General features: G+C 69.9%; 18 protein-coding genes and 1 pseudogene. 14 read left to right on the forward strand and 5 right to left on the reverse strand.

Annotation, left to right across the window (positions count from 1 at the left end):
• Positions 1–34 precede the first annotated feature (34 nt).
• The 4 genes from ACH4S8_RS21985 to ACH4S8_RS22000 all read left to right on the forward strand — a co-directional run bounded on the left by ACH4S8_RS21985 (position 35) and on the right by ACH4S8_RS22000 (position 3559).
• A complete protein-coding gene (locus ACH4S8_RS21985; RefSeq protein ID WP_398396472.1) occupies positions 35–1282 on the forward strand; it encodes an MFS transporter in 1248 nt (415 codons plus the stop codon).
• Between the two features lie 158 nt (positions 1283–1440).
• On the forward strand, positions 1441–2313 hold the full coding sequence (locus tag ACH4S8_RS21990; RefSeq protein ID WP_398396474.1) for a calcium-binding protein: 873 nt from the start codon (positions 1441–1443) through the stop codon (positions 2311–2313).
• 237 nt (positions 2314–2550) lie between these two features.
• Complete coding sequence (locus ACH4S8_RS21995; protein ID WP_398396476.1) at positions 2551–2850, forward strand: hypothetical protein; 300 nt, start codon at positions 2551–2553, stop codon at positions 2848–2850.
• A 121-nt stretch (positions 2851–2971) separates the two neighbouring features.
• Positions 2972–3559 (forward strand): hypothetical protein, encoded by a 588-nt coding sequence (locus tag ACH4S8_RS22000; RefSeq protein ID WP_398396478.1) that lies wholly within the window; start codon positions 2972–2974, stop codon positions 3557–3559.
• Here the strand turns inward: ACH4S8_RS22000 and ACH4S8_RS22005 are convergent.
• The 3 genes from ACH4S8_RS22005 to ACH4S8_RS22015 form a co-directional block, all read right to left on the reverse strand.
• The gene (locus ACH4S8_RS22005; RefSeq protein ID WP_398396480.1) at positions 3547–4524 is read right to left on the reverse strand and encodes a TolB family protein; all 978 of its coding nucleotides are present in this window, start codon (positions 4522–4524) and stop codon (positions 3547–3549) included. The genes ACH4S8_RS22000 and ACH4S8_RS22005 overlap by 13 nt on opposite strands.
• Positions 4525–4758: 234 nt before the next feature.
• Positions 4759–6588: a PQQ-binding-like beta-propeller repeat protein gene (locus ACH4S8_RS22010; protein ID WP_398396482.1), complete on the reverse strand. Its 1830-nt coding sequence runs from the start codon at positions 6586–6588 to the stop codon at positions 4759–4761.
• 109 nt (positions 6589–6697) lie between these two features.
• Positions 6698–7708, reverse strand: coding sequence for a glycoside hydrolase family 26 protein (locus ACH4S8_RS22015; protein WP_398396484.1), 1011 nt, complete (start codon positions 7706–7708; stop codon positions 6698–6700).
• A 215-nt stretch (positions 7709–7923) separates the two neighbouring features.
• Between ACH4S8_RS22015 and ACH4S8_RS22020 the strand changes: the two genes are divergently transcribed.
• The 6 genes from ACH4S8_RS22020 to ACH4S8_RS22045 all read left to right on the forward strand — a co-directional run bounded on the left by ACH4S8_RS22020 (position 7924) and on the right by ACH4S8_RS22045 (position 16439).
• Positions 7924–8397: a hypothetical protein gene (locus ACH4S8_RS22020; RefSeq protein WP_398396486.1), complete on the forward strand. Its 474-nt coding sequence runs from the start codon at positions 7924–7926 to the stop codon at positions 8395–8397.
• 26 nt (positions 8398–8423) lie between these two features.
• A complete protein-coding gene (locus ACH4S8_RS22025; RefSeq protein ID WP_398396488.1) occupies positions 8424–10592 on the forward strand; it encodes a bifunctional polysaccharide deacetylase/glycosyltransferase family 2 protein in 2169 nt (722 codons plus the stop codon).
• Positions 10589–11857: an acyltransferase gene (locus ACH4S8_RS22030; RefSeq protein ID WP_398396490.1), complete on the forward strand. Its 1269-nt coding sequence runs from the start codon at positions 10589–10591 to the stop codon at positions 11855–11857. Before ACH4S8_RS22025 ends, ACH4S8_RS22030 begins: the two co-directional genes overlap by 4 nt.
• Positions 11858–12211: 354 nt before the next feature.
• The gene (locus ACH4S8_RS22035) at positions 12212–14446 is read left to right on the forward strand and encodes an MMPL family transporter (protein WP_398396492.1); all 2235 of its coding nucleotides are present in this window, start codon (positions 12212–12214) and stop codon (positions 14444–14446) included.
• Between the two features lie 115 nt (positions 14447–14561).
• Positions 14562–15743: a sensor histidine kinase gene (locus ACH4S8_RS22040; protein ID WP_398396494.1), complete on the forward strand. Its 1182-nt coding sequence runs from the start codon at positions 14562–14564 to the stop codon at positions 15741–15743.
• A 12-nt stretch (positions 15744–15755) separates the two neighbouring features.
• Positions 15756–16439: a response regulator gene (locus ACH4S8_RS22045; protein WP_398396497.1), complete on the forward strand. Its 684-nt coding sequence runs from the start codon at positions 15756–15758 to the stop codon at positions 16437–16439.
• A gap of 97 nt (positions 16440–16536) precedes the next feature.
• On the opposite strand, the gene ACH4S8_RS22050 is transcribed toward ACH4S8_RS22045, so the two are convergent.
• Positions 16537–16986: a hypothetical protein gene (locus ACH4S8_RS22050; protein ID WP_398396499.1), complete on the reverse strand. Its 450-nt coding sequence runs from the start codon at positions 16984–16986 to the stop codon at positions 16537–16539.
• A gap of 739 nt (positions 16987–17725) precedes the next feature.
• On the opposite strand from ACH4S8_RS22050, the gene ACH4S8_RS22055 reads away from it, so the two are divergent.
• A complete protein-coding gene (locus ACH4S8_RS22055; protein WP_398396717.1) occupies positions 17726–18220 on the forward strand; it encodes a DUF4240 domain-containing protein in 495 nt (164 codons plus the stop codon).
• Between the two features lie 97 nt (positions 18221–18317).
• Here ACH4S8_RS22055 and ACH4S8_RS22060 read toward each other — a convergent pair whose 3' ends face one another.
• Complete coding sequence (locus ACH4S8_RS22060; protein ID WP_398396501.1) at positions 18318–19085, reverse strand: calcium-binding protein; 768 nt, start codon at positions 19083–19085, stop codon at positions 18318–18320.
• A 279-nt stretch (positions 19086–19364) separates the two neighbouring features.
• Here ACH4S8_RS22060 and ACH4S8_RS22065 point away from each other — a divergent pair, with 279 nt between their 5' ends.
• From ACH4S8_RS22065 to ACH4S8_RS22075, 3 genes and pseudogenes are all read left to right on the forward strand, one after another.
• Complete coding sequence (locus ACH4S8_RS22065) at positions 19365–20132, forward strand: calcium-binding protein (RefSeq protein WP_398396503.1); 768 nt, start codon at positions 19365–19367, stop codon at positions 20130–20132.
• 42 nt (positions 20133–20174) lie between these two features.
• Positions 20175–20333: pseudogene (locus ACH4S8_RS22070) on the forward strand (site-specific integrase); the annotation flags it as partial.
• Positions 20334–21257: 924 nt separating this feature from the next.
• Complete coding sequence (locus ACH4S8_RS22075; RefSeq protein ID WP_389404258.1) at positions 21258–21725, forward strand: hypothetical protein; 468 nt, start codon at positions 21258–21260, stop codon at positions 21723–21725.
• Positions 21726–21798 lie beyond the last annotated feature (73 nt).

The raw sequence follows: 21798 nt of genomic DNA on the forward strand, positions 1-21798 counted from the left end.
ATCGACCGCCCGTACGGCCCCGCAGACTCCGCGGATGCGCAGCTATTCCGAGCTCTTCCGCACGCGGGAGTTCACCCCGCTCTTCCTGTCCTCCTGTTTCCGGACCGCCGCCTCGACGGTGAGCGGTCTGGCCCTCGGCACCCTCGTGTACCGGGCGACCGGCTCGCCGCTGCTCACCGGGCTGAGCATGTTCGGCCCCTCGCTCGCCCAGATGATCGGTGCGACCACCCTGCTCTCGGCCGCCGACCGGCTGCCCCCGCGCGCCACGGTGGCGGGCATCGCGTTCCTCTTCGGGCTCGGCACGGCGGTCATGGCGATCCCCGGTCTCCCGGTCTGGACGGTCTTCGCCCTGCTCCTGCTCCTCGGCCTCGTCCAGTCCTTCGGCGGCGGGGTCCTGTGGGGCCTGCTGGCCGAGATCCTCGCCAAGGAGGGCTATCTGCTGGGGCGTTCGGTGTTCAACATGATGAGCGGGATCGCCCAGGTCACCGGGTACGCGACCGGTGGCGTCCTCGTGGCCCTGCTCTCCCCGCGCCTCACCCTCCTGCTGGCGGCGGGGCTGTACCTCGCGGCCGCCCTGACCGCCCGGCTCGGCCTGACCCCCCGGGCGCCCCGGGCGCTGGGCCGCCCGTCCGTCGCCCGGACCTGGCACACCAACGCCCGTCTCCTCTCCTCGCCGGAGCGCCGCACGCTCTATCTCCTGCTCTGGGTGCCGAACGGCCTGGTCGTCGGCTGCGAATCGCTGTACGTGTCCTACGCGCCGAGCCGGGCCGGCGCGCTGTTCGCCTTCGCGGCCCTCGGCATGTTCGCCGGGGACGTGACCGTAGGACGCCTGCTGCCGCCCCGGGTCCGTGCCCGCCTCGGCATCCCGTTCCTGCTGCTCCTCGCGACGCCGTACCTCCTCTTCGTCCTGCGTCCGGGCGTGGTCGCGGCGGCCGCCCTCGTCGCCCTCGCCTCGGTCGGCTTCGGGGCGAGCCTGATCCAGCAGGAGAGGCTGGTGGCGCTCGTCCCGGACGAACTCGGCGGCCACGCCCTCGGGCTCCACACGGCGGGCATGCTGACGATGCAGGGCGTCGGCGCGGCACTGGCGGGCGGGATCGCCCAACTCACCTCACCCGCGGTGGCGATGACGGTGATGGCCGCCGCCTCCGTCGCCGTGACGCTGACCCTGGCCCCCGCGCTGCTCCGCCGCCGCGCCGCGTCCCCGGAGGGCCGGTCCCCGGAGAGCCAACGCCCGGAGCCGTCCGCGCCACGAGGAGGGCAATCCGAGGTGAACTCTCCCTGAAACGGCGAAGGTTGTGCGGCAGGGGTCACAACCCACCGTCCCCCACCGGTGTCGAACGGGATGCCCGGGCGCACCCGTCCGGCACCCACGGCCCCGTGACGGCACGACCGCCGGACCGCCGGGGCCATCGAGCCGCACGAACCCACCGAGGGGGAACCATGTCCAGTCGCCGTACCGCCGTCCTTCCGAAAGCACTGGTGCTGGCCGTCGCCACGGCCGCCGTCTCCGCGGCGGTCGTGACCCCGGCGGCGAGCGCCGCGACCGCGACGAGCGCCACCGCGGTCTCCACCGGCCAGAAGCTGTACTACACGGCTGCCGCCGGCCAGACGAACCACCTGAAGATCTCCTGGAGGTTCGGCGCGACCGACCCGGGCTCCCAACTGACCGACTGGATCTACACGTTCGACGACACCGTGAACATCTCCCTCGGCGCGGGCTGCGTCCGTCCCGCATCGGGCGACACCACCCGGGCGGAGTGCACGGTCACCGAGCCCAACACCGGTGCCTCCGACCTCACCAGCGTGATCGTCAACCTCGGAGACCGCGACGACACGGCCACGGGCCCCGCCGACGACATCCTGTACGCCCGTATCTACGGCGGGACCGGCAACGACACCCTCACCAGCGGGGGCCGTGACGTCCTCTACGGCCAGGACGGGAACGACCACCTGTCCGGGGGCGGCGGCGCCTACAACGAGGGCGCGAACGGCGGTGCGGGCAACGACACCCTCACCGACTGCGGCTTCACCTGCCACGGCGACGCGGGCAACGACGTCCTGTACGGCGGATCCCAGTCCGAAGGCATCTACACCGACTACGACAACAGCCTGTACGGCGACGACGGCAACGACACCATCCACGGCAACGCGGGCGACGACCTCATCCAGGGCGGCCGCGGCAACGACCGCCTCTACGGCGACTCCGGCAAGGACAAGATCTACGGCAACAGCGGCAACGACCTGATCCACGGAGGCGCGGGCACGGACACCCTCTCCGGAGGCCCGGGAACCGACCGGGTGTACCAGTACTGAGGGAACGCGGAGGAGGCCTCTACGGGGGCCTCCTCCGGTCCGGGCGTACGAGGCCGTCCGCAGGCGCCGATGTGCCTCCGCGCGCTCTGTCCGGCGCGGTCCGGCGGGTGGAACGATCGCGATGCTCGGAACCGGCAGGGGGAACGTCTTTGGCCGCCGTGGAGAGGTGAGCGGCGCCGAGAGGCTGTTTGCTGGTCCGAGAACGGCGTCACCACTACGAACAGCAAGGGGCCGGACATGGCGATCGTGATGTCGATGCACTGGACGGAAGCGACACCGGAGCAGTACGACACCGTGCGGGACGCGGTGCAGTGGGAGGAGATCCCGGCGGCCGGCGGTCAGATGCACGTGGCCTGGTTCGACGCGCAGGGACTGCACGTCACCGACGTGTGGGAGTCCCAGCAGGCGTTCGAGACCTTCTTCGGCGAACGACTCGCACCCGCGATCCAGAAGGCCGGCATCACCGGCGAACCCGACACGTCCTTCCACCCGCTGCACCGGCGCTACATCGCCCCGGGCGTCAGCGGCGCCGCGTAGGGAACGGCCCGTACGGCGTTCCGGGAAACGGCCCGTACGGCGTTCCGGGAAACGGCCCGTACGGCGTTCCCCGAACGTGCGAGGTGGTTCACCATGGGGTGTGCGATTCGACTCCGTTCCCATGCCGTCGACCGTCGAGGCCAGGCCTCGTGACAGCCGCGGCTATCCCGTGCCCGCCATCACTCCGTGGGAGGGCGACGAACCCCGGTTCGCGCTCACCGACTACGAGCGCAGCGCCGAGTGCGCACGGCAGCGGCTGTGTTCGGTCTGCAACACCCTGATGCCCAGGGGCCCGGTGTGGCGGGTGGTCGGTGCGGCGGAGAGCGCCGCGATCCGCGACGCGCTCGCCGCCGGGCGGCCGTACCGCAACATGGCGGCCACCCTGGAGGCGCCGGGACACCGCGCGTGCATGCTCTACGCCTCGATGGTCTGCCCGTATCTGGCGCGCCCCAACGCGCGTCGGGGGCTGACGGCGGAAAACCCGGACGACATGACCGCGCATGTCGTCCGGGGCGCCGCTCGCGGGGAGATGGGTGCCGTGGTGGGCTACGGCGACTACGAGTTCGCCGTCACCAAGTCCCAGGTCCTGTTCCGTTTTCTCGACGTGGTCGAGTACCTGCCGCATGACACGGCCGACCAGCACCTGCCGGAACTCCGGGCCGAACTGGCCCGCTCCGACGGCCGCTCGGGCGGCGGTCAGCCGCGGTAGGCGGGCAGGCCGGTGTGCGAGGAGGCCTTGACGGGCGCTCCGAAACCGTGGGCGGTCTTCGTGATCGTGTAGGTGCCGTTCGGGGCGCGGAAGGCGATGGTCTTGCCGTTGGGCGACCAGGCGGGCTCGGTGTAGTCGGTGGTGGCGTGCGGGGTGACGTCCTTGACGACCGGGGCGGAGCCGCCGAAGTCCTCGACGAAGAGGTGGTCGTGTCCGTGGACGGAGCGGACGAAGACGACTTCCTCGTTGTCGGGGGAGAGGGCGGGCTCGGACCCCTTGGCCAGAGCGCGGCCCTGCTGCCGCAGGTAGTCGTCGCGGATGTAGACCTCGCCGTCGTGGGTGTTCTCGTAGACGGTCGTGCCGTAGCTGCCGCCGACGTTCGGCCAGGTGTTGTCGGTCTGGGGGAGGTTGGCCTCGCCGGGTTCGCTGTTCAGGCTGATCTTGGCCGGCGTTCCGTGGTTGCCGGTGGCCTTGACCTTCTCCAGGACGGTCTTGCCGTGGATCTTGGCCGAGAAGACGAGGTTGTTCTTCGCGGGGATCTGGTTCTGCCGGTCGGCGGCGGTCACCTGCCAGGTGGGGTGGGACCAGGTCTGCGTGCCCGGGTTGACGGCGACGGTGACGCGGTGGCTGCCGTCGGGGTCGGAGACCACGAGGTTGCCGTGCCCGTCGACGAAGGCGGCCTTGCTGCCGCCGGGGTTCCAGGCCAGGTCACGGACGACGGTCCCGAAGTCGATGGACCTGCCGCCCACCACCACGTGTCGGGTGCCGTCGCTGATGGTCAGTCCCCGGGGCACGGTGAGCGTGTGGGCGGACGAGGCCGCGGCGACCATCGCGGCGCTGCTCCTGGCAGCGCCACCGGAGGACGGAGCGGCCATCGCGTTGGCGGCGGCCCCGCAGAGGGCGAGCAGCGCGGCGGCTCCCGCGGTGACGACGGCTGCGGTGCTCCGGCGGTTACGAGCGGACATCGAGGTTCCCCCAGGGATGTGAACGACGCTGCGGAGAGGGTCTCGCGGGAGCAGCCCGCCGTCCCCGTGACCTGAGCCGGTCCGCTCGGCGGGCCGCCCTCCGCGATGGGACAAGTCTGCCTACGGTGAGCGACGGACCCGTGCGCTCGCCGTCACAGCTCTGTAATAGCGGGCCGGACGGGACGAGGAGGTCCGGCGCCGCCGTCGCGCCGGGTGCCCCTCCGCCCGTGAGGCCTACTCGTAGAGCCGTACGCCGCCGTTCGACCCGAGGGCGTTGAGTTCCAGCACGCCGCCGTCCGAGGTGACGTACACCGTGCCGGCGGTGAAGCTCCACTTGCCGGTGCCCGCCGGCAGGCCCGCGACCGGGGTGGTGCGGCCGGTGCGCGGGTCGATGGTGATGAGCTGCGGGGGGCCGGACGTGGTGACGGCGTACACCTTGCCGTCCGTGCCGGACGCGGGGACGGCGAGCGCGGCGGAGCGGTAGGTCCAGAGTTTGCGGCCGGTGGTGGTGTCGAAACCGTCGATCGCCGTGCCGCCGGCGGCCGTGGCCGGGGTGACCAGCACGTTGCCGTAGAGCCGGGCGGAGTGGTCGGCGCCGGTGCTGTTGCCGGTCGTGAGCTCGTCGTTGCCCACGGCCAGTTTGCGGCCGGTCCCGGTGGTGCCGAAAACCCGTACGGCGTCCTGGCGTGCCGTGTGGACGGCGGCGACCAGTGGTGAGCCGGAGAGGATGTGCGTCACGTCCGAGTGGGCCTTCTCGGACTTCCGCCAGATCACCTTCCCGGTCCTGCCGTCGTACGCGGTGAGGGTGGACCTGGTCTTCCGGTCGAGGCAGAAGTCGTCCACCAGCACGGTGCCGTCGGCGCCCCAGTTGTAGGCGTTGCAGTAGTGGCCGCGGGCCTTGTAGCCCCAAACGCGGCTGCCCGTACGGAGGTTCACGCCGCCGAGGACGTTCTGGCCGACGACGGTGGCGACATTGCCCTGCAGGTAGGTCGCGACGGTCGCCGCCGTGGGGTGCTTGGCGCTGGTCAGCGGTATGGACCAGAGGATCTTGCCGGTGGACGCGTCGACACCGGCCAGCCGGGTGCAGGTGCTGCCGTCCGTGCCGAAGGCGACCGTGCCGATGCCCTTGGCGCCGAGCGTCGGAGACATCGCGCAGGGGACGGTGCCCCGCTTGGCGGAGGTGGCGGAGGACGGGGTGCTCCACACCTGCCTGCCGTCGGTGAGGTCGTAGGCCCGCAGGCCGCTCCGCGTGCCGGCCCGGACGAGCAGCTTGTCGGTGAGCCAGCTGCCGATCAGCGCGTCGTCGGCGGCGGGCGCCGGTATCTGCCACGTCCGCGTCAGGTTCTTCGAGGCGACGGCGACGGCGTCCTCCTGCTTGAACAGGACGGCGGCGGCACCGCCGGCGGCGAGGAGGACGAGGGCGAGCGCGATCCTGCCCAGCTTCCCGGACTTCCGGGCTGTCCGTTCGCCGTCCGCGCCCGCGGAGGGCTGCGGCTGCGGCTGCGCGGCGGCCGGATCAGGGCGGCGGGCGGCCGTCCGGTCGGGAACGGAGGTCTGCGCGGACGGGTATCCGGACTGCGGGTCCGCCGGTTCGCCGCCGTGCCAGGCGTGCGGGGGTGTGCGGCGGCCCGGCTCGGGCGCGGCTCCGTAGGCGTCGGCGCGGGGTTCGGAGGCCCGCGACGGCCCAGTGGTGTCCCACCGCGTGCCGGGGGATCCGGCGTACGGCTCGGCCGTCGGCCGGTCGTCCCACGGGGTGGTGGGTTCCGGCTGGTTGTTCCACGACGTGGTGGGCTCTGAATGGTCGTCCCACTGTGTGGTGGGTCCCGAGTGGTTGTTCCACTGCGTGGTGGGTCCAGGCCGGTTGTCCCACTGGGCGGTGGGTTCTGTCGGTCGGTTGTCCCACGGGGTGGTCGGTTCCGTCGGTCGGGCGCCCCACGGGGCGGTCGGCTCCGGCGGCCGCTGTTCCCGGTACGGCGGCCGGTCGGCGGGGGACCTGCGGGGCCGGAAGGCCCAGTCCTGGTCTTCCTGCGGAGCCCCCTGGCCCGGCGACGATTCCGTCGTCATCTCCGTGATCTCCCCTGATCGGGCATCCGCAGGTGCCGGCCGCGGTGATGCGCCATGGTAAAAGTCGTCTCTTGCGGGCTTGCGCCCGACTTACCCCGCATGTACCGGATCAGTCGTTCTTGAAAGAATGGCCGAATTCGTTCCGGGCCGACTCCACTTGGAACGCGGCCCGCGCGCCCACCGAGGTGCTGATCCGCCAGTCCATCAGCTGCTTGCCGCCCGGCCAGTCCTTGCGCTGGTCGTACCAGACGAGCCCGATGACCCCGGCTTTCGTGGCGCCCCGCAGCAGGTCACGGATGTGCGCCTCCTTCTGGCTGCTCTCCGCCACCCCGGTCTCCGCGATCAGCACCGGCTTGCCGGAGAAGCCCGCGATCTCGCGCATGGTGGGGGTGAACAGGCTGGAGAAGGCGACGCCGTCGATCGGCCCGTAGTAGCCGATGAGGCCCACCCAGTCGACGTAGGCGTTGCCGGGGTAGTAGGGGCGCAGCTTGGCGGTGGTGCCCGAGTCGACCACGTGCGGAGTCCACACCCAGATCACATTGGTGACGTCCTGTGCGGTGAAGATGTCGTGCACGCGCTTCCATGCCGCGACGAAGTCGGTGGGCGCGGCGTGCGGGGGACCCCAGGAGTTCCACGGGCCGTTCATCTCGCCGGCGAAGGAGAGGGCCAGCGGGCCGTCGTAGGCGGCGATCTGGGCCGCCAGTCGGCGGATGTAGGAGTCCTCCTCGCCCCGGGCGATGCGGGCGAGCGAGGTGTCGGTGGGCACCAGCGCCATCATCGGCAGCTGGCCGTGCCGCCACAGGAAGGCGTTGCCCTCCGCGTCGAAGTCGTCGCCCCAGGAGCTGTAGTACTCGCGGATGTCCGGTGTCCGTCCGGCCTCTTCGGCGAAGGTGGTGACGATGCCGTACTGCCAGGGTGTCTTGTCGTCGACGACGCCCAGCGCGCGGCCGGACGGCTCGAGCAGGGACGAGACCTGGAAGTGCGCGGCGGAGGCGGTGGCCTTGCCCGCCTTGGCGCCGCTCCCGCTTCCCGCACCGCCACAGGCGTCCACCAGGAGCGCGACGGCGGCCATGAGGATCGCGGCGACCGTCAGGCGACTGAGGCGGCGGGCTATGGCCATGCGTGAAGTCCGATCAAGCAGAGAGACAGACGACGTCGCAGCAACTCTACGAGACCCGCGTGACATTCACCGAATCTTCATAATAACCGTGCGACACTACAGAAGTGGGTCGGATAGCCTCCCCTTCCTCACGCATCATCACTTTTTCGCACCACTCACTGCCTTCGGCGGAGTCGAACCGGCAGAAATGGCACAAGGAAGGCTCGAGGCCCTCGATGACCAGTACCTCCACGGAGGTCGAGCCTGCTCCCGTCTTCGTGGACCAGTCCGGTCTGCGCGGCCGCCGTCTGCGCGGTCTCGGCTGGCTGGTGGGCGTCATCTGCACCGGATGCGTGGCGGCGATGATCTCGGGCCTGGTCGGAACCCAGTCGCAGGCGCCCGCGCTCACCGTCCCCCGCACCGCGGACACCACGCCGCCCAGCCAGTACCTGAACGCGCCGCTGCCCGCGGCTCCCGGCGCCGCCGAACCCGCACAGAGCGCCGTCGCCGCGGTGGCCACCCCCGACGCCACCGCGTCCGTCACCCCGGCGGCCCCACTCGACGCCACCGCGTCCGTCGTCCCGGCGGCCACTGCCGGCACCACCGCGCCGGTCACCCCGGCGACCACTCCCGGCGCCACCGCGCCGGTCACCGCTACGACGGCGCCCGGCACGGCGGCGTCGAGCGCCGTGACCGCCGCCGCGCAGTAGCCCAGACGCGACCGACCAGGAAGTCCATGTCCCGCCACCAACGTCCCCGGCAGTCCATCGCGCGGCCGCGTCGGCTCGTCGCACCGCCCCTGCGCTTCTTCCTGCCGGTGACCGTACTGGCGACCCTGCTGGCGCTGATGGTGCTCCGGGGCATGGCCAACAACGAGGTCTTCCACGACGACAAGATCGCCGTCTCGGTGGACAAGAGCACCGTTCCGACCAGCGTGCTGGAGGGCGGCCCGGTCGTCGACGCACGCGGTGACAAGAACGGCAAGCCGGTCAGCTACACGATCCCGGACAAGACCGTCGTGCTCTCCTTCGACGACGGGCCGTCCGCCCAGTGGACGCCGAAGATCCTCGAGGTGCTGAAGAAGGAGAACATCCGCGCGGACTTCTTCGTCACCGGCTCGATGGTCGCCCGCAATCCGGCGCTGATCCGCCGGATCGTGGCCGAGGGCCACGAGATCGGCCTCCACACCTTCACCCACCCCGACCTGGCACTGCACACCGGCAGCAGGCTCACCTGGGAGCTCGGCGAGACCCAGCTCGCGCTGGCCGGCGTCGCCGGCATCCACTCCAGCCTGTTCCGCCCGCCCTACTCCTCCACCGTGGACGCGCTGGACGACTGGTCGTGGCCGGTGACCAAGCAGGCCGGGTCGGAGGGGTACCTGACCGCCTTCATCAACAAGGACACCGACGACTGGAAGCGCCCCGGCGTGGACGCCATCGTCAAGTCCGCCATGCCCGACCTCCCCGGCCAGGGCGAGATGATCCTGCTGCACGACGCGGGCGGCAACCGTGCGCAGACGCTGGCCGCGCTGCCGGTCATCATCGACAAGCTCAAGGCCCAGGGCTACACCTTCAAGACCACCGCCCAGGCGCTCGGCACCGGTTCCGCCAACACCAAGGTCACCAGCTACAACCTGTGGGTCGGCAAGGCGTTCCTGTGGTGCACCACCTTCTCGGTGTGGCTGCTGCCGTGGCTCGTCGGCCTGCTCGCGGTCATCGGCGTGCTGGTCATGCTGCGGTTCGCGCTGATGCTGGTGCTCTCGGCCGTCCACGTGCGGCGCACCCGCAGGAAGGGCTTCTCCTGGGGCGACCCGGTCACCGAACCGGTCACCGTGGTGGTGCCCGCGTACAACGAGCAGGAGTGCATCACCAACACCCTGCTCTCCCTGGCCGCGAGCGACTACCCCATCGAAGTGATCGTGGTCGACGACGGGTCGACCGACGACACGTCCGCCATCGTGGAGGAGCTCGCCCTGCCGATGGTCCGGCTGATCCGGCAGCCGAACAGCGGCAAGCCGACCGCCCTCAACACCGGTGTGGCCGCGGCCTCGTACGACCTGATCGTCATGATGGACGGCGACACGGTCTTCGAACCGTCCACCGTCCGGGAACTGGTGCAGCCCTTCGCCGACCCGCGCGTCGGCGCGGTCGCCGGCAACGCCAAGGTCGGCAACCGCGACACGCTGATCGGCGCCTGGCAGCACATCGAGTACGTGATGGGCTTCAACCTCGACCGCCGGATGTACGACGTCCTCAACTGCATGCCGACCATCCCCGGCGCCGTGGGCGGCTTCCGCCGCTCCGCGCTGGAGCAGGCGGGCGGCATGAGCGACGACACGCTCGCCGAGGACACCGACGTGACCATGGCCCTGCACCGGGCCGGCTGGAGGGTCGTCTACGCCGAGGACGCCCGTGCCTGGACCGAGGCGCCCGTCAGCATGAAGCAGCTGTGGTCGCAGCGGTACCGCTGGAGCTACGGCACCATGCAGGCGATGTGGAAGCACCGGCACGCGGTGCTGGAGCGCGGCCCGGCCGGCCACTTCGGCCGGGTGGGTCTGCCGTTCGTCGCCCTGTTCATGGTGGTCACGCCGCTGCTCGCGCCCGCCATCGACATCGGCATGGTCTACGGCGTGGTCTTCGTCGACGCGTACAGGACCCTGGCCGCCTGGTTCGCCGTGATGGCCCTGCAGGCCGTCTGCGCCTATTGGTCCTTCCGCCTGGACAAGGAGAAGGCGTGGCACCTGATCACGCTGCCCGCCCAGCAGGTGGTCTACCGGGTGCTCATGTACATGGTGCTGCTGCAGTCCGCCATCACCGCGCTGACCGGGGGCCGGCTGCGCTGGCAGAAGCTGCGGCGCACCGGCGAAGTGGGGCTCGAGTTCACAACGGGGGGAACGACTTCATGAGCACCGCGGAGCGAGGTGCCTTCGGCACCCAGGGCCATTACGACACCGTCGCCCTCAGGGTGATGGACCCCGCCGGGGTTTCCGCGCAGCGCGCCCCGGTGCCCGAGGAGGCCGCCCCGGAGCCCGCGCGCAAGCCCGGCCGTGACCGCTACCTCGACCTGCTGCGGGCACTCGCCCTGGTCCGTGTGGTGATCTACCACAACTTCAGCTGGACCTGGCTGCCGATCGTCTTCCCCTCCATGGGGGTCATGTTCGCGCTGGCCGGGTCGCTGATGGCGCGGTCCCTCGGCCGGCCGGCGCTGAGCGTGATCCGCGGCCGGCTGCGCCGTCTGCTGCCGCCGCTGTGGCTGTTCGGCGCGGTCGTGGTGCCGCTGATGGTCCTGGAGGGCTGGGGGCCGGGCTACGACCACCACCCCAACTGGTGGTGGGGCGAAATGGCCTACTGGGTCCTGCCGCTCAGCGAGCCGCCGTTCGGGGCCTCGCTGCACACCTTCGGCGGGCACCTGCCGGCTTCCTGGGCCGAACAGATCTGTGTGCCGCTGTGGTACCTGCGCGCCTACCTCTGGTACGTCCTGCTGTCGCCGCTCCTGCTCAAGGCGATGCGGAAGCTGCCCTGGGTCACCCTGCTGGTGCCGCTGGCGCTCGCGTTCTTCATCAACTCCGGCCTGGTCGACCAGTCCGGCCGGCTGATGGAGGCCGCCACCGACTTCACCACGTTCGGCTCCTGCTGGCTGCTCGGCATGGCCCATCAGGAGGGGCTGCTCCGCAGGATCCCGCAGTACGTCGTGCCGTCCGTAGCCCCGCTGGTGCTCGCCTTCGGCTACTGGTGGCTGATGCGCTCGCCGGTGGACAACCCGCGGATCGGGCACGACCTGGAAGCGGTGCCGGTCGCCCAGGCGATCTGGTCGTTCGGCGCGGTGCTGCTGCTGCTCCACCTGAGCCCCTCCTGGGAGCAGTGGCCCAAGCCGCTGGAGCGGTTCAACGGCGTGATCAGCCTCCTCAACTCCCGCGCGGTCACCGTCTACCTGTGGCACTCCTTCGCGCTGGTGCTGACCGAGCCGCTGATCGACCCGCTGTGGAGCAACACCTTCTTCTACGACCACGCGCAGTGGCTGCTGGCGAGCCAGTGGACCCCGCTGGTGATCGCCGTTCCGCTGATCTGCCTGGCGATCCTGCTCTTCGGCTGGATCGAGGACGTCGCCGCCAAGCGCCGCCCGCGACTGTTCCCCTACCCCCAGCGCGCGAAGGGCCGCCGCGGTCGCTAGGGCCTCCGCCGCGGTCGCTAGGGCCTCCGCCGCAGTCGCTGGGCTCCGGCCACGGCAAGAAAGATCAGTGCCGAAGAGCAGTACATGGCGATCACGGCGGTCCAGGATTCGCCCACCCACCAGCGGCACGTTCTCCGGTCGCGACGGGGCGTCGACGTCCGGGCACGGAGAGCGACGGGGCAGGGTGGCACGCCGCGTCTCCAGGGGCGTCGGTCCTTCTCCGGCATCGATCCGGCGGACCGGAGTAGTGCGAGTGCAGTAGAGCGGATTGCCAGCAGCTGCACGACGACGGAACAGCGCTGGTCCCGGAGCCTTGTGGAAGATTCCCGAGACCAGATGTGGAGATCTTCTGTCATGGCGTCCTTCCTCTACCGGCTGGGCCGGACGGCCTTCCGGAAGCGCCGCTGGGTCCTGTTGCTGTGGGTGGCCGTCGTGGCCGCCGTCGGCTTCAAGGGCCTGACCGCCGCTTCCGGCTCCGACGACGCGTCGTCGATGCCGGGAATCGAATCCCAGAAGGCCTTCGACCTCATCGGCGAGCGCTTTCCCGGAACCGCGGCCGACGGGGCGAGCGAGCGCATCGTCTTCGTCGCGCCGGACGGGCAGAAGGTCACGGCCGCCGGCAACCGCGAGGCCATCGAGAAGACGGTCGCCGAGGCCGCCCACGGCAGCGAGGTCGCGAGCGCGGTGGACCCGTTCCGGGCGAACTCGGTCAGCAAGGACGGCAGCACCGCCTACACGACCGTCACCTACAAGGTGAAGGACCTCTCCGACGGCAGCAAGAACGAGCTCCGGAAGGCCCTGGGCGAGGCGAGGCAGGCCGGCCTCACCGTCGAGACCGGCGGCAACGCCCTGGCCGCGCAGACGGAGGCCGGCGGCGTGGGCGAGGCGGCGGGTGTGCTGGTGGCCGCGCTCGTCCTGCTGGTGACCTTCGGATCCATGGCCGCGGCCGGGCTGCCCCTGCTGACCGCCGTCATCGGCGTGGCCACCAGCATGTTCGCCATCCTGGCCCTGAGCAGCGCCTTCGGCCTGTCGTCCTCGACGGGGACCCTGGCCACCATGCTGGGCCTCGCGGTCGGGATCGACTACGCGATGTTCATCGTCTCCCGGTACAGGGAAGAGCGGGGCAAGGGACACGCTCCGCAGGAAGCAGCCGGCCGGGCCACCGGTACCGCCGGCTCCGCCGTCGTCTTCGCCGGGCTCACCGTCGTCGTCGCACTCGCGGGACTCTCGGTCGTCGGCGTCCCGATGCTGACCAAGATGGGGCTGGCGGCCGCCGGAGCGGTCCTGCTGTCCGTGGTCATCGCGCTGACACTGGTTCCGGCGCTGCTCGGTTTCTGGCCGAACGCGGTCCTGCCCCGGCGTCTGCGCCGCCGGAACCGCAAGACCGGCGACGTCGACGAGACGCACCTCACGACCGCCACCGGCACAGCCGCCACCAAGGAGTCGAAGTGGGCCCGCTTCGTGCTGTGCCGCCCGCTGCCGGTCCTCCTGCTCTCCGTCGTCGGTCTCGGAGTGCTCGCCCTGCCGGTGGCCGATCTTCAGCTGGGCATGTCCGGCGACGAGGCCAAGTCCACCTCCACCACCGAACGACGTGCCTACGACGCCCTCGCGGACGGTTTCGGTCCCGGCTTCAACGGTCCGCTGACCATCGTGGTCGACGCCCAGGGCGCCCCCGACGCGGCGGGCGCGGTGGACACCATCGCGAAGAAGATCGCTTCGACGGACGGCGTCGTGTCCGTGTCCGAGCCGCGCTTCAACCAGGCCGGGGACACCGCGATCATCTCCGCCACGCCGTCCACCTCGCCCACCAGCGAGGAGACGAAGAACCTCGTCCACACCATCCGAGGCGAGCGCCCGGGGCTGGAAACGGCGACGGACGCGACGTTCCAGGTCACCGGGACGACGGCATCCAACATCGACGTCGCGCAGAAGATGCAGAGCGCACTGATCCCCTACCTGGCCGTCGTGGTCGGGCTGGCCTTCCTGCTCCTGCTCATCGTCTTCCGCTCCGTCCTGGTGCCCGTCAAGGCGGCCGTCGGGTTCCTCCTGTCCGTCCTGGCCTCGCTGGGCGCGGTCGTCGCGGTGTTCCAGTGGGGCTGGGCCGCGGACCTCCTCGGCGTCGAGCAGACCGGCCCGATCATGAGCATGATGCCGATCTTCCTCGTCGGCATCGTCTTCGGCCTGGCCATGGACTACCAGGTCTTCCTCGTGTCCCGCATGCGGGAGGCCTACGTCCACGGACAGACCCCGGGCCGCGCCATGGTCACCGGGTTCGGCCACAGCGCGCGCGTCGTCGTCGCGGCGGCGCTGATCATGATGAGCGTGTTCTCCGGCTTCATCACCGCCGGGGAATCGATGATCAAGATGATCGGCTTCGGTCTCGCCATCGCCGTCCTCTTCGACGCCTTCGTCATCCGCATGGCCTTCGTGCCCGCCGTCCTGGCCCTCCTCGGCCACCGGGCCTGGTGGCTGCCCCGATGGCTCGACCGCATGCTCCCCCGCGTCGACATCGAAGGCGAGGCGCTCACCCACGGCGACACCCCCGCGGCACAGCCCCACGAGAAGCCACGGGAAACCGCCGGAATCTGAGCACACCCCGGTGAGGGCCGCCCGACGACGTCGAGCGGCCCTCACCGGCCCTCACCGGCCTTCACCGACTGATGCTTCACCATGGACCCCACAGTCACCGCAACCGGAGACCGCGATGCCCAGCGCCGCCCGCCGCTTTGCCCTGAACCACCCGCACGTCGTGGATGCGGCGCTGCTGACCTTCGTGCTCGCCTGCGTGGTCTCGGCGAGCTTCCTCGGCACATGGGACGCGCGGGAACCGATCGCCTGGTGGCCGGGGCTGGTCCTGGGGGCCATCGCCACCGCCGCCCTGCTGTGGCGGCGGACCCGTCCTCGTCCGGTCGTCGTCGTCACAGGGGTCTGCGCCGTCGCCGCGGTGAGCGTCGGCTACCTCCCCACCATGCTGCTGCTCGCCCCCGTCATGGTGGCGCTGTTCTGGCTCGCACTCCTCGACGAGCGCCGGACCGCCCACCTCTTCGGTCTCGGCGTGGTCGTGGTCATGGTCCCCGTCGCGCTCGTGCAGGCACCCCGCTTCGCCGGCTTCGTCATCGTGACGCTGAACCCGGCTCTGGCACTGCTCCTCCCCGTCGCCTGGGGCTCCGCCCTGCGGCTGCGCCGCGCGTTCACCGACTCGCTGCGGGCCCGCGCCGAACACGCGGAACACACCCGCGAGGAGGAAGCGCTGCGCCGGGTCGCGGAGGAACGCGTACGCATCGCCCGCGAACTCCACGACGTCGTGGCCCACCACCTCACCCTCGCCAACGCCCAGGCGGCCACCGCCGCGCACCTCATCCGCAACGACCCCGAACAGGCGGAGCGACTGCTCACCGGCCTGAGCGGCACGACCGCCACCGCCCTGCGCGAACTGAAGGCGACGGTAGGGCTGCTGCGCCGCCCCGAAGACTCCGATTCACCCCTCCAGCCGGCCCCGAAACTCGAGCAGCTCCCCACCATGGTGGCGGCCCTCGCGACCGCCGGACTCGATGTCTCCGTCACGACCGAGGGGGAGACCCGGCCGCTCTCCCCCGCGGTGGACCTGACCGCCTTCCGGATCATCCAAGAGGCACTCACCAACGTCTCCAAGCACGCCGGCACCCCCACGGCACAGGTGACACTTACCTATACGGACGACGTACTGAAGATCGAGATCAGCAACAAGCGAGGACACCCGGACACAGCAGCCCCGACGGCCGTGAACTCCGGGTTCGGACTCATCAGCATGCGCGAACGCGCCCTCTCCACCGGAGGCCGGTTCACCGCGGGCCCCCGCCCCGACGGCGGCTACACGGCCCTCGCCGAGCTCCCTCTCCACTTCTGATCCGGGAACCCCATGACCATCCGAGTGCTCCTCGCCGACGATCACGCCCTTCTCCGGGACACCTTCCGCATCCTGATCAACTCCGCCGACGACCTGGAAGTCGTCGGGGAGGCGTCCGACGGCGCGGAAGCCGTCACCCTCGCCGGGACACTCCACCCCGACATCGTGATCATGGACATCCGCATGCCCGGCACCGACGGCCTGACCGCCACGACCGCCATCTGCGCCGACCCCACCCTCTCGGACGTCCGCATCCTCATCCTCACCACGTTCGAGACCGACGAGTACGTCGCCCGCGCGCTGCGCGCCGGAGCGAGCGGGTTCCTCGGCAAGGACGTCACGGCCGACGCCCTCCTCGACGCGATCCGCACCGTCGCGGACGGCGACGCGCTCCTGTCCCCGGCCGCCACCAAGATGCTCGTGAGCCGCTTCCTGATCACACCCGAGCCGGCCGCCGACACGGAGCTGCCGGAACAGATCGGCTCCCTCACCGCACGCGAACGAGAAGTGATGATCATGGCCGCGCACGGTATGTCCAACGCGGACATCGCCGACGAGCTCCACCTCAGCCCATTGACCGTCCGCACCCACATCCAACGCGCGATGACCAAACTCCACGCCCGCGACCGAGCCCAACTCGTCGTCGCGGCCTACCGGTCGGGACTCGTGCAATCCGGGCCGCCCACCGCTCCCTGACTCCCGCCGGGAAGCGCGGGAAGCCGCTGCCGTGCCCTCCGGGTTCTCGGTGGAGACTCCGGATCCTGGCCGAGGCGGTCGACCGGGCGGTCGTGCTTCATTGCTGTACGGCGGTCGGGGAATCGGTTGCCGTCTTCGAGTGTCTGGTCAGGATGCACCAGTTCATGTCGTCGGGGTCCCCTACGGTCAGACCCACCAGCAAACGCCCCTTGTCCCGGTAAAGGCCGAACGGGATGTATTCGTTGCCCACGGCCACTTCGAGTTGCTGCTCACCGCTGAACTCGTCGATCCTCCAGGTGCCGTCCCCGCCGACCCTCTGCGTGACCTTGCCGCTGAGTTCCATCTCGGTGGGGATGCCGGTGGCGGACGCCGATCCGCCCGGCTTCAAGGTCACCGTGGTGCCACACTTCCGGGCGCGCCAGGTGCCTACGAGCTGAGATTCGTGGACGTTCTTCGCAGGCGGATAGCCACCCCATCCCACGCACGAGGACACCGCCAGCACCACCGGGGCCAATATCAGCGCGCACTTCCACGCTCGGCTGTCCATCGCCCGCCCCCTTCGTACCGGTGGCCTGATCATAGGCTTCCGGCCGACCGCCCCAGCCGCGACGTGTTCTGACCTCATGCCGCCGGCCAACCCTCTCCAGGACGCACGTCGGCGCAGCCCGCGCGGAAGGGAAACGCGCTTCTAGGGAAGGGGGGCAGGAGGGGCCGCTGCTCTCCTGAGGGATCGGCGCAGGGCGTGTCTGCTGTGTACGCGCAGCAAGTCGCTCGCTTCGAAGGCTTCCCGGAGGGCGGTCTCCGCCGACTCGAGTGTCTGCTGCAGGCGGGCCGCCTCGGCCCGCGTCCCGTCGGTCCAGTCGCGGACCGGCCCGTTCGCTCGGACATGGTCAGCCATGGACACGCGAGCCGCGTAGGCAGCGGATTGCAGGGCCACAAGGGAGTCGGGAACCTGTATGTCGTCCACCTCCACATGCTAGGCACGGCCGGGGGAGTGCCATAGGGCAGTGGCAGGCTCAGGGCGTAGTGGCACGCGAGTGGCACGGCGCCTGAAACGGCAAAGGGCCGGCCTGGGAGGAAACCCCTCCTGAGCCGGCCCTTCATGCTGTGCCCCCGGCAGGATTCGAACCCGCGACACCCGCTTCAGGGGTTCGATCGACATCCACCCCTGGTGCCGCCGTCGCCAGGTCCGACGGTCGTGCGAGGGTGCTGGCGTATGCCGCCGTCCGGCCTCGTCGATGTCGGCCGTGGATGCCAGACCGCTCTGGCATCCTGCGCCAGTGGCCATGGCATGGGCCGCCTTCTGGGCGCTGATGGCCACCCTGAACGGCAAAGCCGCACCGGCGAGTTGCCGGCGCCTGGCCGAGGAGCTGAGCCGCCGTTCCGTCCCCGACATCATCGGCTTCGCGGAACGACATGCCGAGGCTCTTTACCGCCTGGACCAAGAGAAGTTCGGGACGCTTCCCGTTGCCGATACGACGGACCGGAACGGCGAGCCCTTCCCGCAGTCCGCCGACGGCTTCCTGTACGCCCGTTGCGCTGTCGTTGCCGCAGGGCAGGCAGTATGGGAAAGCGTCTTCTTCGACGTCGGCGAATTCGCCCCGTACATCACTGCCGAGTGCGACGGGAAGTGGCTGCTGTGCCGGATGAGGCATACGGGCTTGTTACCGGGAAGGAGTGGGACCACCCGACCCGGTACTGCTTCGAGAGCTACTCCAACCTGGACGGCTGGCCGCACCTGCGGGACTGAGCCGGGCTACCGCTCGACCGGGATTTCGTGAACGATCTCGCTCCGGGCGGCCGACCCGGAGATGACCCGACTTCAGTCCGATCGGCTGACGGCCAGGCCCATCGACGCGCCGTGTCGACGTCCGCTGACTACTTGGTGTCGACGTAGTCGCCGGCGGCGTTGGCGGACGCTGTCGTGGTGGTGCCCGCGAAGGCGTAGCGCCAGTAGCCGTCCGAGGCGGCGGTAACGGTGGTCCTCAGGGCGCCCGTGCTGCTTGTGGTGACGGTCTTGACCGTGGTGTAGGTGCTGGAACCCGCCTTGCGGAACTGCAGCTTCACCGGCTGGGTGGAGTAGCCGTGATACAGGTTGTCGTCCCAGTTGGCCCGGCTGAGCTTGCCTGTCACGGTCAGGGTCGCGCCCCTGCGCACCGGTTCGGGCGAGGCGTCGGTCGTGAGCTTGGCGTACCGCTTGACGAAGAACTGGTCCTGGTTGTTCCGCGTCACGCCGTCGTGGTCCTTGGAGCTGATCTGCAGGTACGTCTGCCAGGCCCCCGCCTGCGCGTTCTCCAGCCCCGTCCCGTAGAAGCCCGGGTCCATCACGTACTTCATCGAGCAGGTGGCGGTGGTGGCGTTGACGGCCTTGCAGCCCAGGTTGTCGTGGTAACCGAAGCCCGTGGCGGTGGCCCTGGCCCAGACGTCGGAGTAGGCCCCGAGGATCCCGGAGCTGTCCGTGGCGGTGATCGCCAGGATGAAGGTCTTCTCCGTCGTGGTGCCGACCACGACGGGCTTGCCACCGTTGATCGACACCTTCGTGATCTTCAGATCCCCGTTCCCGTTCACGGCCTCGGCGGCCGGAGCGGTCAGAGCTGAGAGTGCCACCGCACACGGCAGCAGAATGCCGACGGCAAGCTTGCGCATGAAACCCCCACAGGGCAGGCCCCACCGTCTTGATCCATGACGGGGGGATGAACAACAGGTGTGCGGAGTGTAAAGGCGGGCGCGCAAGCCTGGTCCGGCAGGGTGGCGATGCACGTTGAGCGGCTACTGGCGTGCTTGGGTCCACCGCTCCTTCGGCTGCGCAGGGGACACGTCCATAACAACTTGAGGTGTACGTACAACCAATCCCCCGTGTTGACGGTCATCTGCACATCCGGAGTCTGAGGATCCGGCTCCCGTTCCTGCTGTTCCTGGAGAACCATGCACATTCGCACGGCTACGGCCGCCACCGTCGGCAGCCTGGCGCTGCTCGCTCTCTTCGCGCCCACCGCGCAGGCGGACGAACACAACGGCGACATCGCCTTCACCTCGGTGGCCTTCAGCAAGAGCACCGTCAACGTTGGCATCAGTGAGCCCCAGACGCTGACCGTCGCCGCCACCGCCAAGGACGAATCCGGCATCTGGGGCATGGTCGGCCTCAAGCTGGTGAGCTCCGACAACCGCATCCTGTACGCGAAGTCGTCCACGTGCACGCGCCCCACGCGGACGACCATGAAGTGCACCTGGTCGTACGGCCTGGAGTCCGACCGTACCGACTACGCCGACCTCCGCAACAGCTCGGCCGGCACGTGGCACCTCGATCTGGAGGCCCGTGGCTACGACGGCGACTACTACACGCTCGACAGCAGCGCCACGACGAAGGTCAAGCGCTTCGCCAAGCTGGCGACGACCCAGGCGACGCCCGAACCGGTCGCCAAGGGCAAAACACTGACGGTGACCGGCGCGCTGACCCGGGCCGACTGGAACACCAACACCTACGTCGGCTTCGCCGGGCAAAAGGTCGCCCTCCAGTTCAAGAAGTCCGGTGCCTCGACGTACACCACCGTCAAGACGGTGACCACCGACAGCACCGGCAAGCTGAAGACGACGACCACGGCGAACGCCGCAGGCACCTGGCGCTGGCACTTCGCGGGAACGGGCACGACCAGCTCGGCGACGGCGGCGGGGGACGGGGTCGCACTGAAGTAGGACTCTGCCGCTCGGGCCGTCGCCGCCTGCTACGACAAGAGGGCAGCGGCCGGCGTCGCCCCCAGGGTCATCATGGAGATCCTGGGGCGCAGCCGGATCAGCATCACGATGGACGTGTACACGCACGTCGTGCACGACACCCAGCGGGAGGCGATCAGCCACATGGACCGGCTGCTCAAGCGCCGTCGGCCCGCCGCCTGAGAGGCGACTGCCGTCAATCGCTGCCGTCAAAGGCCCCGGACCATGATCGGTCCGGGGCCTTTTCCCATGTGCCCCCGGCAGGATTCGAACCTGCGACACCCGCTTTAGGAGTTCGGTTCAATCCGGCTTCGGACGCCGTAGTCAACTGGCGCGACGGCCGTACAGGGTTGTCGGTGTCCACCCCTGTCCGGCGTCGTTGATGTCAGCCGTGGATGTCAGAACCCTCTGATCCGTAGCTCTAGGGCGACGGGGCGGAGACGGTCAGACAGGTTGCTTGGCGCCCCGTGATGGCCAGTGCGGGGGCTGCCTGTTCCTCGGGTTGCTGTACTTGGCTGCCGTACCGCGACTCCCGGCTCTCACCCCCGTTGTCAGTCCCCCCTGTTAGCTTGCCTGGCGGGATGAGACCGGTCAGAGAACCTTCGAGGTCCGCGGTCAAGGGGGGTGGGCACAAAGGTCCCCGGGAGCCACCTCGGGACTATGTTGCAGGCCGCAGACCCCACCCCCCTCATCACCTGGCCAACACGCTTTCCAACTGTGTTGGTGGCCTCGTGGGCTGCCTCCGGGGTCGTTCACCTGCGTTCATGGGCGGCTGGCGCGGGCGGCAACACCTGCTGACGGTCCCGTGTGAACGGTCCTGAATGGGGCTGAATGAGACGGGAACTGAGACGGGCGGCTCTACCCGGCAGGCTGCGGCCCCACGGGAGGAAATGCGTGGACCCACCACCATGCAAGGGGACAGGTTCCGTGTGGTCATGCGTCGCCTAGCGGCCACGCGGAGTGCTGAGGCGGTTTGTACTACTGCCGTAACAACCACTGCCGAACCCCGGCAGGCACGCGCGCCCGGGTGCCGGGGATGGCACTCTTTCCGCCTACGGCCCGTCAGGTCGGGCCAGTCAGAGGGGGAGTCTCTCCACGATGCATCGCATGCGCGCCGCCGCGGCCGTTCTCGCCGCCGCAGGGCTCGTCACCGCCACCCAGCTCGGTCTCGCCGGCACGGCATCGGCCGCGACCCCGGCTACGACGAGCACCGGCTGCCCGGTCAGCCTCGTCTACCCGGCGAGGTTCTACGTCGACTCGCACGGTTGGGTGACCAACGGCGGTCTGTACTTCGGGATCAAGAACAAGAGCACGACCAAGAGCTTCACGAAGGTCACGCTCACCGTCACGGACGTCGCGAACATCCGCTTCGGCACGGCCACGCCCAAGAACGGCCGGGTCACCAACAAGACGTCGATGACGGTCTCCGTGTACACGGGGACCCTCAAGCCGAGCAGCAGCCTCGGCGTGAAGGTGCAGACACACCTGCTCAACACCCACAGCTACAAGGTGAAGTTCGCCCTCCACGGCACCGGCTGGACCTGCGCCGTGAACCAGGGCACCTGGGGCGTCTGACCCCAAGTGCCCCTTCGGTCCGCAGGGCGTCGCGGGGCGCTGTCCATCGGTTCAGGACAGCGCCCCGCGAGGC

Source organism: Streptomyces sp. NPDC021080, assembly GCF_044333225.1.
Classification (GTDB): domain Bacteria; phylum Actinomycetota; class Actinomycetes; order Streptomycetales; family Streptomycetaceae; genus Streptomyces.

Excerpts from the sequence above, each read along its gene's own strand:
- ACH4S8_RS21985 (WP_398396472.1), top strand. The coding sequence starts at position 35 with ATGCGCAGCTATTCCGAGCTCTTCCGCACGCGGGAGTTCACCCCGCTC.
- ACH4S8_RS21990 (WP_398396474.1), top strand. The coding sequence starts at position 1,441 with ATGTCCAGTCGCCGTACCGCCGTCCTTCCGAAAGCACTGGTGCTGGCC.
- ACH4S8_RS21995 (WP_398396476.1), top strand. The coding sequence starts at position 2,551 with ATGGCGATCGTGATGTCGATGCACTGGACGGAAGCGACACCGGAGCAG.
- ACH4S8_RS22000 (WP_398396478.1), top strand. The coding sequence starts at position 2,972 with ATGCCGTCGACCGTCGAGGCCAGGCCTCGTGACAGCCGCGGCTATCCC.
- ACH4S8_RS22005 (WP_398396480.1), bottom strand. The coding sequence starts at position 4,524 with ATGTCCGCTCGTAACCGCCGGAGCACCGCAGCCGTCGTCACCGCGGGA.
- ACH4S8_RS22010 (WP_398396482.1), bottom strand. The coding sequence starts at position 6,588 with ATGACGACGGAATCGTCGCCGGGCCAGGGGGCTCCGCAGGAAGACCAG.
- ACH4S8_RS22015 (WP_398396484.1), bottom strand. The coding sequence starts at position 7,708 with ATGGCCATAGCCCGCCGCCTCAGTCGCCTGACGGTCGCCGCGATCCTC.
- ACH4S8_RS22020 (WP_398396486.1), top strand. The coding sequence starts at position 7,924 with ATGACCAGTACCTCCACGGAGGTCGAGCCTGCTCCCGTCTTCGTGGAC.
- ACH4S8_RS22025 (WP_398396488.1), top strand. The coding sequence starts at position 8,424 with ATGTCCCGCCACCAACGTCCCCGGCAGTCCATCGCGCGGCCGCGTCGG.
- ACH4S8_RS22030 (WP_398396490.1), top strand. The coding sequence starts at position 10,589 with ATGAGCACCGCGGAGCGAGGTGCCTTCGGCACCCAGGGCCATTACGAC.
- ACH4S8_RS22035 (WP_398396492.1), top strand. The coding sequence starts at position 12,212 with ATGGCGTCCTTCCTCTACCGGCTGGGCCGGACGGCCTTCCGGAAGCGC.
- ACH4S8_RS22040 (WP_398396494.1), top strand. The coding sequence starts at position 14,562 with ATGCCCAGCGCCGCCCGCCGCTTTGCCCTGAACCACCCGCACGTCGTG.
- ACH4S8_RS22045 (WP_398396497.1), top strand. The coding sequence starts at position 15,756 with ATGACCATCCGAGTGCTCCTCGCCGACGATCACGCCCTTCTCCGGGAC.
- ACH4S8_RS22050 (WP_398396499.1), bottom strand. The coding sequence starts at position 16,986 with ATGGACAGCCGAGCGTGGAAGTGCGCGCTGATATTGGCCCCGGTGGTG.
- ACH4S8_RS22055 (WP_398396717.1), top strand. The coding sequence starts at position 17,726 with ATGGCATGGGCCGCCTTCTGGGCGCTGATGGCCACCCTGAACGGCAAA.
- ACH4S8_RS22060 (WP_398396501.1), bottom strand. The coding sequence starts at position 19,085 with ATGCGCAAGCTTGCCGTCGGCATTCTGCTGCCGTGTGCGGTGGCACTC.
- ACH4S8_RS22065 (WP_398396503.1), top strand. The coding sequence starts at position 19,365 with ATGCACATTCGCACGGCTACGGCCGCCACCGTCGGCAGCCTGGCGCTG.
- ACH4S8_RS22075 (WP_389404258.1), top strand. The coding sequence starts at position 21,258 with ATGCGCGCCGCCGCGGCCGTTCTCGCCGCCGCAGGGCTCGTCACCGCC.